Annotated in this window: 9 protein-coding genes and 2 rRNA genes; all 11 read right to left on the bottom strand. The window is 54.6% G+C overall.

Annotation, left to right across the window (positions count from 1 at the left end):
* Positions 1 to 4: 4 nt before the first annotated feature.
* Positions 5 to 1,669 (bottom strand): CTP synthase, encoded by a 1,665-nt coding sequence (gene pyrG / locus KW808_RS07620; RefSeq protein ID WP_003856281.1) that lies wholly within the window; start codon positions 1,667 to 1,669, stop codon positions 5 to 7.
* A 401-nt stretch (positions 1,670 to 2,070) separates the two neighbouring features.
* Positions 2,071 to 3,036, bottom strand: coding sequence for a copper transporter (locus KW808_RS07615; protein ID WP_003863784.1), 966 nt, complete (start codon positions 3,034 to 3,036; stop codon positions 2,071 to 2,073).
* A 9-nt stretch (positions 3,037 to 3,045) separates the two neighbouring features.
* A complete protein-coding gene (gene steA / locus KW808_RS07610) occupies positions 3,046 to 4,239 on the bottom strand; it encodes a putative cytokinetic ring protein SteA (protein ID WP_003863785.1) in 1,194 nt (397 codons plus the stop codon).
* Positions 4,240 to 4,298: 59 nt separating this feature from the next.
* Positions 4,299 to 6,080 carry a DNA repair protein RecN gene (gene recN / locus KW808_RS07605; RefSeq protein ID WP_003863786.1) on the bottom strand — a complete coding sequence of 594 codons (1,782 nt, stop codon included), beginning with the start codon at positions 6,078 to 6,080 and terminating at the stop codon, positions 4,299 to 4,301.
* Between the two features lie 81 nt (positions 6,081 to 6,161).
* Positions 6,162 to 7,124 carry an NAD kinase gene (locus tag KW808_RS07600; protein ID WP_003863787.1) on the bottom strand — a complete coding sequence of 321 codons (963 nt, stop codon included), beginning with the start codon at positions 7,122 to 7,124 and terminating at the stop codon, positions 6,162 to 6,164.
* A complete protein-coding gene (locus KW808_RS07595; RefSeq protein ID WP_003856296.1) occupies positions 7,124 to 7,945 on the bottom strand; it encodes a TlyA family rRNA (cytidine-2'-O)-methyltransferase in 822 nt (273 codons plus the stop codon). Before KW808_RS07595 ends, KW808_RS07600 begins: the two co-directional genes overlap by 1 nt.
* A 41-nt stretch (positions 7,946 to 7,986) precedes the next feature.
* Positions 7,987 to 8,151, bottom strand: coding sequence for a hypothetical protein (locus tag KW808_RS07590; RefSeq protein ID WP_003856298.1), 165 nt, complete (start codon positions 8,149 to 8,151; stop codon positions 7,987 to 7,989).
* A 3-nt stretch (positions 8,152 to 8,154) separates the two neighbouring features.
* The gene (locus KW808_RS07585; protein ID WP_003863788.1) at positions 8,155 to 9,141 is read right to left on the bottom strand and encodes an HAD-IIA family hydrolase; all 987 of its coding nucleotides are present in this window, start codon (positions 9,139 to 9,141) and stop codon (positions 8,155 to 8,157) included.
* 11 nt (positions 9,142 to 9,152) lie between these two features.
* Positions 9,153 to 10,445: a tetratricopeptide repeat protein gene (locus KW808_RS07580; protein WP_003863789.1), complete on the bottom strand. Its 1,293-nt coding sequence runs from the start codon at positions 10,443 to 10,445 to the stop codon at positions 9,153 to 9,155.
* Positions 10,446 to 10,575: 130 nt separating this feature from the next.
* A 5S ribosomal RNA gene (gene rrf / locus KW808_RS07575) occupies positions 10,576 to 10,692 on the bottom strand.
* A gap of 115 nt (positions 10,693 to 10,807) precedes the next feature.
* Positions 10,808 to 13,891, bottom strand: a 23S ribosomal RNA gene (locus KW808_RS07570).
* Between the last annotated feature and the right edge of the window lie 175 nt (positions 13,892 to 14,066).

Below are 14,066 nucleotides of genomic sequence, written 5' to 3'. Positions count from 1 at the left end.
AGATCTAAGGGTGGACACGCAGCTCCAAAGCGGTCTTCACCAGGCCGTAAAACAGTGGATGAGCATGGGTTGGACGGGATTTGTACTCAGGGTGCGCCTGGGTCGCCACCAGATAAGGATGCACCTCTTTGGGGTACTCCACGAACTCCACCAAATGTCCATCAGGTGAGGTTCCGGAGAAGACCAAATCTGAACCTTCAGCAATCTGGGCGCGGTAGGCATTATTGACCTCATAGCGGTGACGGTGGCGCTCGGAGACTTCCGTTGTGCCATACAGTTCCGCTACTAAGGAGCCTTCCTCCAGGGTTGCAGGATATGCGCCAAGACGCATGGTGCCACCCAGATCAGCTTCACCCGACACAGCAGCTTTCTGCTCTTCCATGGTGGCGATCACTGGCTGCGTTGCAGCTGGGTCAAACTCAGTGGATGATGCCTGCTCTAGTCCTGCCTGGCGTGCTGCCTCGATGACGGTGCACTGCAGGCCAAGGCATAGGCCAAGAAGCGGGATCTTGTGCTCACGTGCAAACGTAATCGCACCGATTTTGCCTTCGATACCTCGGATACCGAAACCTCCGGGAACCACGATGGCATCTAAACCGCTGAGCGCTTTCATGGCGCCAGATGGGGTTTCGCAATCATCTGAGGTAATCCACTTGATGTTGGTGCGCGTCCAATTGGCGTAGCCTGCAGCGCGAACAGCTTCCACCACTGAGAGATAAGCATCGGGAAGATCAATGTACTTGCCCACGATGCCGACGGTGAGCTCATGGCGTGGGTTGTTCACCCGTTCCAGCAGATCGTGCCAGGTGCTCCAGTCAACATCACGGAACGGAAGGCCCAGGCGACGAATAATGAAGGTGTCCAGGTGCTCGCGGTAGAGGACATCTGGAATGTTGTAAATAGAACTGGAATCAGGGCAAGATACAACGCCTTCATAATCAACATCGCACATCATCGCGATCTTATCTTTCAGACCTTGAGGGACCTCCCGATCGCAACGAAGCACGAGAGCATCCGGCAAAATACCGATGCCGCGCAGCTCTGCGACAGAATGCTGGGTGGGTTTGGTCTTCAGCTCACCTGAGGTAGCCAAGTATGGCACCAAAGAACAGTGGATGAAGAAGCAGTTTTCACGACCAATTTCATGGCGTACCTGGCGAGCTGCTTCAAGGAATGGCTGGGATTCAATGTCACCGACGGTGCCACCGACCTCAGAGATCACCACGTCTGGGGCGTTGCCATGAGCATCTGGTTCGCCCATGCTCAAAATACGAGCTTTGATCTCATCAGTGATGTGTGGGATGACCTGCACAGTTTTACCCAGGTACTCTCCCCTGCGCTCCTTGGCGATCACAGTGGAATACACCTTGCCGGTGGTGACATTGGCGTTGAGCCCCAGGTTGCGATCGAGGAAACGCTCGTAGTGGCCCAAATCCAGGTCTGTTTCTGCGCCGTCTTCGGTGACAAAGACTTCACCGTGTTCAAAAGGATTCATGGTGCCCGGATCAACATTGAGGTATGGATCTAGCTTCTGCATGGTCACCGACAGTCCCCGTGCAATCAGCAATTGACCAAGGCTTGCTGCGGTCAGGCCTTTGCCGAGTGAGGAAACAACTCCACCGGTGACGAAAATGTGTTTGGTGGGACGGACTTTTCGACTAGAGGTCATGATGTCTGAGACGACCTTCCTGGTTGAACCTAAACATCGAACAGTTCCTTAAAAAGATCTTTTCGAGTCAGGCGGTGCGGAAAACTTAAACGTTCGGTGTGTTCAAATTGCCGGCACGTGGCCACGGTCCCCTCCGTGGCTTTCTCCGCTTTAATTGTCTGCCCAAAACTGACGTGGATTCGCCTAAAGGGGAAACAAAAAACCGCAGGGAAAGCTCGGAGAAGTTTCCGACTTTTCAAACCTACGGAACCCCAGCATAACACAGCAATTGGGGTTAAAAATAATGCCAGTTCAGAGACCCTTTTTCTGGTATCTATCTATAGATCAACAGATTATTTTCGCGGTAAAAGAAAACGGAGCATCCATTTGCCTAGACACTCCGTTTTAAAGGCTTGGAAAACCTACTGCGCTGGCGCTGCTGCAGTTCCATCGAGAGACGGACTTGCCGCGTCTGCGGAGGCAGCGGAACCAAACGCTCCAGACCTACCGGCTAGTTCCTCACGAACTGATAGCACGGTAGCCATCTTGCCCCAAGTACGATTCACGGAATCAACTGTAGAGACGTTTTCTGCAGCATCAGGGTTGCCACGAAGCCGTCCAATAACTCCAGTATCAGCAGCAGTGTGAATACGTCCTGCAACCACCACGCCTGATCCTTGGGCGTCAAGTGCGCGAGCAAACAGCGATTGTGTTTCTGCAGCGAAGGCACCATCACCTGAGCCGTCGCTATCGCCAGTAATCATCACGATGACCTGGCCTGGCAAAATGGTGCCGTCTTCGTACGAGATGTAACCGTTGTCGCGCAGCACGTTGAGCAATAGTCCGCGCTCTGCAGTACTGGCTAGTGGTTCACCAGTTTCAGGGTTGAGCAGCAAAGCGGCACCAAGTGCCTCGCCAGCGTGAGTTCCTGGATCCAGTTGGGTTTCAGAAAGCTGAGCGCCTGCAGGCAACGTATTTGCCACGATTGATTTCAGCTGGTCCGCGCCGTCTTGGGAGAAGAAATTCTCCTCAAGTGTAATGGATCCAGCATTAATAGCTCCTGCTTGCTGCAACAGCCATGACACATCGGCAACGTCTGATTCTTCAGCGTCAGCGGTGCGCATCACCAGTACGGGGCGATCGGTCAGTGTACCAGCCACCACGTCTTCCACGATGTGGTCAATGATGCTGTCTGCTTGATCGGCCTGCACCGCATTAACCTCAGCCAAGGTCTCTGCCTCGACTAATTCAGCTGATGTTGGTGCATTTGGGTCAATGTTTTCAGGAAGGTTGGGTGCAAGCACATAAGTTCCAAAGGCAATGCCGGCTGCTGCACCAAATCCCAGTGCGGCGAAGGTTGCGGCGCCTCTTCCACGTCGTTTAGCCATGTTGCCTTCCTATTTGAACCAACCCTGGACTGTCAGCGCGAAGCTGTTCCAGGTGTCAATGAGGTTGTCGGTAAAAGAGCCTGATCCTGCGGTGCCAGCGATAACAATCACGACTGCAAGAACCACCAAAATGGCTAACAGTGCCCACATCCATCCAAGGTTGCTGGAGCTGCGCACAGTGTAAAGACTTGCGATGACGGATCCGTCGACAAGCTTGGTGCCTAGCTTGGCGCGCGTCAACAACGCTGCGGGATCGGAATCCTCGCGGTTTTCAAAAACACCATCAAGCGTGACAGGACCGCCGACGTTGACGATCATCTGCGGGTTGTGAAAATCCGCAAGCAGGAGCGCCAGATCCGTGGAGGAATTTACTGAGGATGGGAAGGTCATCGCACCGATGCCAAGATCCTGGATGCGCTCCAGACCAACAGCGTGGCCGTCTGGATCAGCTGGCAAAATTACGTTGGCGCCACTGCGCAGCGCATCTGCGCCGATACCAGTGGGATTGCCGACGATCAGCGCGGGCTTGTATCCTAATTCCACCAAGGTGTCTGCTGCCCCATCGACACCGATGAGTACTGGATCGTATTCGCGGATGAAGCTGCGGAGTTCTTTGAGCCTGCTGCGGTGGTTATCCCCTGGTGAGGCAATGAGAACTTTGCGGCCTTCAATGGCATTTCCGGTATCGGGAATGCCGAGGCCATCGATCAGGAGCGGTGCTTCTGAGTGAATGAACTGAATGGTGTTGCCGAAATAGGCTTCCATGCGGTCCAGCAGTGATTGCTGGGCGTCTGCAAATGCACTTTCAGCCGCAGGTCCACTGAGGACACTGCCGTTAGAGATCAGTCGTTCGCCGTAGAAGAGCTGTCCATCCTCTGTCAGGCGACCTTTCTTACCGTCTTTGGTGCCGTCGAGCAGCTCCTGGCCAAAGCCTTCCACGAGCTGGATGCCGCCGTCGATAAGCATTTGCGGTCCAAAGTTGGGCACCGATCCGGTGGTGAACCGGGAAACGTTGAGGACTGCGGCGGGTTTTGCTGCTAGCAATCGTTGGGCGAAGGTCCTGGATAGATCTGGTGCATCAATGATTGCGAGATCGCCTTCGGACAGGCGCTTTAGCCCTTTGCCCTGCGGGGTGCAGATTCGGGTGGCACCTTGCAGGCCGGGCAGGTCGGCTTTGCGGTTGAACAGACTCATGCAGCCCATTGTGGAACCAAAGTCTCAACCTTTGGTGGAGGCGCGCCTAAAAAATTCCGAGAAAACTCTTATGCACTGGCGGCGAGAAGTGGTTCTACTCGCTCCTCGTTAATATCTTCCTTTTCACGCTGTGCACGCTCGAGTAGCTCCGTTGCGTGGGCTCGGCCGGTGGCGGTGTCGTCGAGGCCAGCGAGCATGCGGGAGAGCTCTTCCACGCGTCGGTCGAAGGTCAGTGACTCCACTCCTGAGGTCACGGAGGCTTCTCCTACATTCTTGGCAACGTGCAGGTGCGTGTCGGCGTAAGCAGCGACCTGTGGGAGGTGGGTGACCACGATGACTTGGTTTTTGGTGGCAAGGCGGGCCAGGCGGCGACCGATTTCCACCGCTGCGCGTCCGCCCACACCTGCATCAACCTCGTCGAACACCAAGGTGGTGCCCGTGGTTCCAGCAGCCAAGATCACCTCGAGCGCCAGCATGACGCGGGAAAGTTCACCACCAGACGCGGAGGATGCAAGTGGACGAGGCTGTGCAAAGGCATTTGCTGCGAGCTGGAAGTCCACCTGGTCGATACCGCTGGCGCACGCCTCAATGGAGGTCAAAGCAACCTCAAAGCGGGCTTTTTGCATGGCCAGGCCCTGAAGCTCCTCGGTGACAGTTGTCCCCAACTTGGTTGCTGCCTTTGCACGGACAGCTGAAAGCTTCTTAGCGGCACGCATCATGGAGGCCTGCGCCTTTTTCGAGTCTTCTTTCAGCTTGTCAAGCGCTTCGGAGGAAATGTCAATGCTGTCTAGGCGGATTTGGGCTTTCCGCTGCCACTCAATCACGCCGTCAATATCTGCAGCGTATTTACGCGTGAGCAGTTTCAATTGCTGTTGGCGGGTGAGCATGTCATCGAGTGCTTGGGGGTCTGCGGGGAGATCAGAGAGGAACCCGCCCAATTCCATAGACACTTGGCTGAGCTGGCTGGTGATTTCCGCAAGCTGAACGGCAATATCTTTCAGCTTTGAGTCATCACTGCCTGCCAGCGCGGACTCCGCCTGGCCGAGCTGGTCAGAGGCTGACTCCTGGGATTCATCAAAGCCGCCGGCACCACCCATGGCGTCGCTGAGAGAGCCGGCACCATCAATCGCAGCCAATGCTGTTGCAGCTTGCTCCCGCAGGGTGTCCACGTCCTGGAGCCTGCGGATCTGCTCAACCAGTTCGGCGTCTTCGCCTGGCTGTGGCGAGACTTCCTCGATCTCATTAATCGCGAATTGCAGACGATCGACTTCTTGAGCCAGCTCTCGCCTACTATTCAGGCGCTTCTGCAGATCTTTATCCAAGGACTTCCAAGTGAGGTACTTGGCGTTGTAGTTTTTGCGCAGTTGGGCCAGCTCTGGATCAAAACGATCAAGGGCATCTAGTTGGCGTTCTGGGGAGAGCAACCGGAGTTGGTCATTTTGACCGTGGATGGTCAACAGCTCATCAGAGAACTCGGACAGCGTTGCCGCAGGTACGGAGCGACCACCGAGATGAGCTTTTGAACGGCCGTTGGCGCCGACGGAACGGACAGCTAAAAACTCTCCATTTTCATCTGCGGCACCTCCGGCGTTCGAAACGATTCCGGTTGCACGTTCGACAATGTCGCAGGGCACGCCTTGCGTAACAAAGCGCCCCTCCACAACAGCTTGAGGGGATCCTGTGCGCACGCGTGAAGCGTCGGCGCGACCGCCGGATAACAGGCGTAAACCTGTCACTACCATGGTCTTTCCGGCGCCGGTCTCACCGGTGAGCACTGTTAAACCTGAGCTAAACTCAGCTGAGGCCGCTGGAATAACTCCGAGGTTCTCAATAGCAATGTCTACGAGCATGCCTCAAAGTGTACATCAGTTCTAACAATTTATGCGAACGTTTTTTCTAAATCCCCGAAAATTGTTCGAATGGTTTTCGAATTACCCCGCTGACCTGGGATCTTTATTTTCCGCCTGTTTTTGCGGACCCCGCCAACCGGTAACGGGGAGCCTTAATTTGCTCACAAGTCGGTCGGTAAACGGTGAAGAATCAAGCCTCACCCAACGCACGGGACGCTCACCCCTGGTGACCTCAACACGGGATCCTGGAGGCATAGGAATGGGACGGAAACCATCCATGACGGCCATCGCTGCTGAAGTATCTGAATTGGATTCCACAGCTACGGTGGATTTTGGGCTCACAACCAGCGGTTTGGTAAACAGCGCGTGGGCGTTATTAGGAACCACCAAGATGGCATCGAGTTCTGGCCACAGTACAGGACCACCGGCGGAAAATGCATAAGCGGTGGAGCCGGTTGGGGTGGAAATCAGCACGCCATCGCAACCAAAGGAAGCAACTGGTCGTGCATCTACCTCGAGGGTTGCATCGAGCACTCCCCTGCGGTTTAAGTTTTCGATGCTGACCTCATTGAGAGCCCATCCTCGGCCGATTTCTTCTCCACCGCCGTCTAGGACAACGACATTTAAGGTCATGCGATCTTCAATACGGTAATCGCGGTCGATCACACGTTTGAGTGCCTCTTCAAGTGAGTCAGACTCCCATTCAGCCAAGAATCCCACATGGCCTAGGTTGATGCCCAGAACAGGCAAATCAACAGCGTGGGCCATATCTGCTGCGCGGAGGAAGGTGCCATCTCCACCCAGCACCAGAACTAGTTCTGCGCCGTCAGCAGCGTCGGCAGCGTGCCTGACATGGGTGAAACGGCCTAAAACGGGGTGCTCTGCAATTGGATCATCTGCATCATTGATCAGCACCCTCACATCGATTCCCGCATCATCGAGCAGCTTGGCTGCCAAGATGGCGGATTCAATATTGGAAGAACGCCCGGTGTGTGGAACCAGCAAAACTCGCCTGAGTTCCCCAGCGTTCGTGGATGCAGTCATTATTGCGGACCTTCCTTTACAGCCGTGTCAATCATTGCCGACAATTGCTGGTCATCCGGCATTGAAGCGCCACCATCTTTAACCAGCCACAGGAAGTATTCTACGTTGCCTGACGGGCCGGGCAGCGGGGATGCAACAACATGCTTCAAGCTCAGGCCCAAAGTGGCCGCAAATTTCGCGACATCCGCGGTAACTTCTGCGCGCAACTCTGGTGAGCGCACCACGCCGCCACTGCCCAATCGGTCTTTTCCGACTTCAAATTGTGGCTTGACCATGGGTAATAGATCAGCGCCGTCGCTTAGGACCTTGGCGATCGCCGGCAACGTGAGTTTAAGCGAGATAAATGAGAGATCGCCCACCATCATGTCGCATTCTCCGCCGGTGTCTTCCAGCGTCATGTATCTGATGTTGGTGCGGTCCACCACGCGCACGCGGTCGTCGTTTTGCAGGCGCCAAATAAGCTGTCCGTAGCCCACGTCTACTGCCACTACTTCAGACGCTTCTCGACGTAGCAACACGTCCGTAAATCCGCCTGTCGAAGCGCCGGCATCTAGCACGCGACGGCCCTTGACCTTGAGCCCCAAGGGCTCAAAAGATTCCAGCGCACCAAGAAGCTTGTGCGCACCGCGGGATGCCCAATCTTCACTAGCATCTTCTTCCACACGAATAGACACCTCTGGTTCCACGACTGTTGCGGGCTTTAAGGCAAGCATTCCTGCAACAAAGACGCGCCGACCGCGGATCATTTCAACCGCGTGTTCCCTTGATCGTGCGATCTTTCGACGAACAAGTTCTGCGTCCAGTCTTCTGCGTGCAACCATCTGGAGGTGTTCTTCTTTCGTGAGTGGTTAAAAAATAGTGTCTAAGACAATGCGTCGTTGAGGATGCGGTGGGCTTCCTCAAGGTTGAGGGCTTCATCTCGCAGTGTCTCTGCTTCGCGGCTTAAAACCTCATTGACTTTTCCCGCAATTTCTTCCGGGTTGGTCACATGAGCTGCGCGAGGATCATGAGGCTTTGGTGAATTCACCGTTTACCACCAGCTCTGCAATGCAGTAGCAGCTGCCTCTGAATCAGCACGTACCTCGGTGACTGGCTCTGTGGCCGCCCAGGCCACATCCAACGCAGTGCGGAGTGCTGCAACCGGAGTTGCGCCGGCATCGCCGCCGGAAATGACCAGGGTGTCGCCGTCGATAAGCGCTGAAAAACCGCCCTGGGCACCTGGCTTGAGCTCGCCCGGATCGCTGTAGAGATCCTGCATCGAGGTGGCGATATAGGTGGGGCGCTGCTCTGGAATGGCGCGCACCAAATCGTAGTAGCCGCTGACGCCGGTCAGGACCTGGAATGTGTCCATGCCTGCAGCGTTTCCGCCTGCAATATCAGTATCGAGACGATCGCCGACAGCCAAAGGCTTTGAAGAATTAAGAGTTTTAGCCCCCGCATAGAACATCGCGGGGCCTGGCTTACCTGCGGAAAGAGGCTTTACGCCAGTCGCGTTGACCACGGCAGCCACCATGGAACCGTTGCCAATGTGACGACCACGTTCCATGGGAAGGGTGGAATCCAAATTTGATGCAAAATACTGCGCGCCAGCATTAATTGACAGCGCAGCCTCGCTCAACTGAGCCCAACCGGTCTCAGGGTTGTGGCCGTGAAGCACAGCCACAGGTTTATCATCAGCCGAATCAACCACCACAAAACCAGCTTCAGTAGCTAGCTCGCGGAAGGATTCTGAACCCAAAACATACACCTTGGATCCAGCGGGAATCTTCTCCGCCGCCATCTTGCAGGCAGCTTGAGCAGATGTCATCACATTGTCCGCAGTGGTGTCGGCAAGGCCAATCTCACGGAGTTGCGCAGCCACCACCTCCGGAGCGCGGGAGGCATTATTGGTGACATATATGACGGGTAGGCCGGCGCCAGAGAGCGCAGAAACTACGTGCTCAATGGCTCGGCCGCCCTCGTAGACGGTTCCATCTAGATCAAGAAGAAGGCTGTCATATTCCGTGATTACACTCATAGACCAATAGTCTAGTTGTTGCCATTATCGAGCTGCTCGATACGCTCCTCTGCATCGAGGTAGCCGTCCTCATCCAAGGTGGCAGCGTGCTGGAACCACTCACGTGCTTCATCGCCACGACCAGCCAAAACAAGCGCATCGGCGTAAGCGTAAGACAAACGAGAATGGGTGAAACCGGTGCTCTTCAAGCTTGGATTAACCTTCTGCAATTCCACAATCGCAGAGTCATGCTGACCCAAATCATGGCGTGCTCCAGCAACAACAATCGCCAACTCGATCAGGTTATCCTGATCCAAAGAGCTCAAATCCTCTTCTCGAGCCAGCTCAATCGCCTTCTCAGGACGACCCAAGCCACGCTCACAGTCAGCCATCACAGCAATCAAACCAGGACCACCCGACATACGGCGCGCAGCACGAAGCTCCGAAAGAGCTTCCTTCCACTCACCAGCATGGTAAGCAGCAATGCCGTTCGTCTCACGCACGACGGACACGCGACCCGCGCGATCCTTCGCAGCACGGGCATGGCGCAGTGCCAATTGAGGATCGTCGGCCAGCCAGGTCGCAGCCATGATCATATGCTTTGCGACGGCATCTGCGTTGTCCTTAGACAAAACCTTCAAATCCTGCAGGACCAAAGGATCCAAATCCTTGATATCAATATCGCCCGGCAAATCAGGCTCATTGAGACGAGTGTTCAAGCGCTCTTCACGGAAACCAGCGCGCTGTGGATGCAGCGAATCACGCTGCTGATCGCGACCTGCACCTGCACGGTTCGCATGTCGACGATCTCCATCTGGACGTCCCTGGCCCTGTCCGCCGCGACGATCATCACGTCGGTCATCGCGCCTGTCGTAGCGACGGTCTCCGCGATCGCCACCCCTGGTGTCCCTGTTGTCATCGCGACGATCATTACGGTCGTAGCGGTCATTGCTACGATAGCCACGATCGGAGCGATCATTACGGCTGTATGAACGGTCGCCGCCGCGACGATCATCACGCCTGTTGCTGTTGCGATCGTCAAAGTTGCGATCGGAGCGGTAACCACCGCGGCGGTCATCGCTTCGGTTGTCCCTACGATCGTCACGCCTATCGTCACGTTGACGATATTCACCTGAGCGGTTGTCGCGACGGTCACCGCGGTATCCGCCGCGATCTCGTGATTCACCATCTCGGTTTTGACGGTAGTTTCCGCGGTCATCGTTGCCGCGGGAGTTTCGGTAGCCACCGCGATCGCCGCGGTCTCCACGAGGAGTGCGGTCGCTTGAGCGATCGTTGTCACGAGAGCGGTCGAAGTTATCAGCCATGTTGTTCCTTGATGTTGAGAACCGGGTAAAGACTTTATTATAGAACGACAAAAAGAGTGTGATCCAATGGGAGGAAATGAAATACCTCTACCATTGAATCACACTCTTTCTATTTCACTTTTAAGTTTTTGGTCGGCGGTAACCTACTCTCCCACACCCTCCCGAGTGCAGTACCATCAGCGTAACCAGGCTTAGCTTCCGGGTTCGGAAAGGGACCGGGCGTTTCCCTGCTACTATCACCACCGACACAACCACACACCACACCAACCAACAGGTTGGTTGTGCTGTGTCAGACACTGCATAATGGACGCGAACACATATTGTTCTGTTTTCGTTACGTTGCGCAACACCAAACCAGTATTGGTTTGTTGTTATCGGTAAATTAGTACCAGTCACCTCCACACCTCACAGTGCTTCCAGATCTGGCCTATCAACCCCATAATCTCTAGGGAACCTCAAAAGAAACCTCATCTCGAAACAGGCTTCCCGCTTAGATGCTTTCAGCGGTTATCCCTCCCGTACGTAGCCAACCAGCCCTGCTCCTGGCGGAACAACTGGCACACCAGAGGTACGTCCGTCCCGGTCCTCTCGTACTAGGGACAGCCTTCCTTCAAGTTTCAACGCGCGCGGATAGAGACCGAACTGTCTCACGACGTTCTAAACCCAGCTCGCGTGCCGCTTTAATGGGCGAACAGCCCAACCCTTGGGACCTACTCCAGCCCCAGGATGCGACGAGCCGACATCGAGGTGCCAAACCATCCCGTCGATATGGACTCTTGGGGAAGATCAGCCTGTTATCCCCGGGGTACCTTTTATCCGTTGAGCGACACCACAACCACAAGTAGGTGCCGGATCACTAGTCCCGACTTTCGTCCCTGCTCCACCTGTCAGTGTCACAGTCAAGCTCCCTTGTGCACTTACACTCACCACCTGATTACCAACCAAGCTGAGGAAACCTTTGGGCGCCTCCGTTACATTTTAGGAGGCAACCGCCCCAGTTAAACTACCCACCAGGCACTGTCCCCAACCCAGATCATGGGCCAAGGTTAAGACATCCAATCCGATCAGAGTGGTATTTCACCAACGACTCACACACAACTAGCGTCATATGATCAAAGTCTCCCACCTATCCTACACAAACCGAATCAAACACCAATACCAAGCTATAGTGAAGGTCCCGGGGTCTTTTCGTCCTGCCGCGTAACGAGCATCTTTACTCGTACTGCAATTTCACCGGGCCTGTGGTTGAGACAGCAGGGAAGTCGTTACGCCATTCGTGCAGGTCGGAACTTACCCGACAAGGAATTTCGCTACCTTAGGATGGTTATAGTTACCACCGCCGTTTACTGGGGCTTAAATTCTCAGCTTCGCAACCAAAAGGTCACTAACCGGTCCTCTTAACCTTCCAGCACCGGGCAGGCGTCAGTCCGTATACATCAACTTAAACGTCTTCGCACGGACCTGTGTTTTTAGTAAACAGTCGCTTCCCTCTATTCTCTGCGACCACAACACGCTCCCAACGAAAAGTTGTTCACACGCCGTGGCCCCCTTCTCCCGAAGTTACGGGGGCATTTTGCCGAGTTCCTTAACCACAGTTCACCCGAACGCCTTAGTATTCTCTACCTGACTACCTGTGTCGGTTTAGGGTACGGGCCGAATATCAACATCGCTAGAGGCTTTTCTCGACAGCACAGGATCACCCACTTCACCCTTTTACGGGCTCCGCATCACGCCTCACACAAAAACAGTGCGGATTTGACCTACACTGCGTGCCACACGCTTACACCACAATCCAATAAGTGGCTGAGCTACCTCCCTGCGTCACCCCATCACTTAGCTACTACCAGATCAGGTCCCACGCAACCACACACCACAAAAAAGCAAAACCTTCTCGCGGGTGCTTATGGATGGTTAGTATCACTGATTCACCATGGTCGCTCATACTCGGGTACGGGAATATCAACCCGTTATCCATCGACTACGCCTGTCGGCCTCGCCTTAGGCCCCGACTCACCCTGGGAAGATTAACTTGACCCAGGAACCCTTAGTCATCCGGCGGATACGTTTCTCACGCATCATTCGTTACTCATGCCTGCATTCTCACTCGCACACACTCCACCCAAGGTCACCCCAAAGCTTCAACGCATGCACGACGCTCCCCTACCCAACAATCCAAAAAGATCATTGCCGCGGCTTCGGCGGTGTACTTAAGCCCCACTACATTGTCGGCGCGGAATCACTCGACCAGTGAGCTATTACGCACTCTTTCAAGGATGGCTGCTTCTAAGCCAACCTCCTGGCTGTCTTCGCGACCCCACCTCCTTTTCCACTTAGCACACCCTTAGGGGCCTTAGCCGGCGATCTGGGCTGTTTCCCTCTCGACTACGAAGCTTATCCCCCGCAGTCTCACTGCCGTGCTCTGACTTACCGGCATTCGGAGTTTGGCTGATGTCGCTAAGATGTTGGTCCCGCTAAACCATCCAGTAGCTCTACCTCCGGCAAGAAACACACGACGCTGCACCTAAATGCATTTCGGGGAGAACCAGCTATCACGGAGTTTGATTGGCCTTTCACCCCTACCCACAACTCATCCCCTCAGTTTTCAACCTAAGTGGGTTCGCGCCTCCACAACCTCTTACAGCTGCTTCACACTGGCCATGGGTAGATCACTCCGCTTCGGGTCCAAGACATGCCACTCAAAATCACCCTCGTTAGGATTCGGTTTCCCTACGGCTACCCCACACGGGTTAACCTCGCGACATGCCGCTGACTCGCAGGCTCATTCTTCAAAAGGCACGCCATCACACCACAAACGGGTGCTCTGACGGATTGACAGCACACGGTTTCAGGTACTATTTCACTCCCCTCCCGGGGTACTTTTCACCATTCCCTCACGGTACTAATCCGCTATCGGTCATATCAAGTATTCAGGCTTACCGGGTGGTCCCGGCTAATTCACAGCAGATTCCACGAGCCCGCTGCTACTCGGGGTATCAACAACCACACACACCACCATGATCTTCGTGTACAGGACTCTCACCTTCTACGGCAGGTGTTTCCACACCACTTCCACTAACCACGCAGCACATGCCCACATCCGGCAGAATATGAACGTCATTGCCCCACAACCACCTACATGCAACCCCTGCCGGGTATCACACACATAAGTTTTAGCCATCATCCACGTTCGCTCGCCACTACTAACGGAATCACAATTGTTTTCTTCTCCTACGGGTACTGAGATGTTTCACTTCCCCGTGTCAACCTCCACACCAGCTATACATTCACTGGCAGGTAACCACACATCACTGCGGCTGGGTTTCCCCATTCGGACATCCTCGGATCAACGCTTAGTTGGCAACTCCCCGAGGCATAACGCAGCCTCTCACGTCCTTCATCGGCTTGATATGCCAAGGCATCCACCGTGTGCCCTACAAAACAACAAACAAAAAACTATAACCCAACCACCAACAAGGACAAGCCTCACCAATGTTTGGGCGCGTTCGGTATCACACAACAAAAAACAAAAAATAAAGATGCTCGCGTCCACTATACAGTTCTCACACAACACACCACCGACACCACAACCAAAGAACACAAACATTCTCTACCCGTGTTGAC

Source organism: [Brevibacterium] flavum (assembly GCF_019317305.1).
Lineage (GTDB): Bacteria > Actinomycetota > Actinomycetes > Mycobacteriales > Mycobacteriaceae > Corynebacterium > Corynebacterium glutamicum.
The sequence above is the reverse complement of the archived record's forward strand: the minus strand, read 5'-3'. Positions and strand labels throughout refer to the sequence as shown.

Excerpts from the sequence above, each read along its gene's own strand:
- pyrG (WP_003856281.1), bottom strand. The coding sequence starts at position 1,669 with ATGACCTCTAGTCGAAAAGTCCGTCCCACCAAACACATTTTCGTCACC.
- KW808_RS07615 (WP_003863784.1), bottom strand. The coding sequence starts at position 3,036 with ATGGCTAAACGACGTGGAAGAGGCGCCGCAACCTTCGCCGCACTGGGA.
- steA (WP_003863785.1), bottom strand. The coding sequence starts at position 4,239 with ATGGGCTGCATGAGTCTGTTCAACCGCAAAGCCGACCTGCCCGGCCTG.
- recN (WP_003863786.1), bottom strand. The coding sequence starts at position 6,080 with ATGCTCGTAGACATTGCTATTGAGAACCTCGGAGTTATTCCAGCGGCC.
- KW808_RS07600 (WP_003863787.1), bottom strand. The coding sequence starts at position 7,124 with ATGACTGCATCCACGAACGCTGGGGAACTCAGGCGAGTTTTGCTGGTT.
- KW808_RS07595 (WP_003856296.1), bottom strand. The coding sequence starts at position 7,945 with ATGGTTGCACGCAGAAGACTGGACGCAGAACTTGTTCGTCGAAAGATC.
- KW808_RS07585 (WP_003863788.1), bottom strand. The coding sequence starts at position 9,141 with ATGAGTGTAATCACGGAATATGACAGCCTTCTTCTTGATCTAGATGGA.
- KW808_RS07580 (WP_003863789.1), bottom strand. The coding sequence starts at position 10,445 with ATGGCTGATAACTTCGACCGCTCTCGTGACAACGATCGCTCAAGCGAC.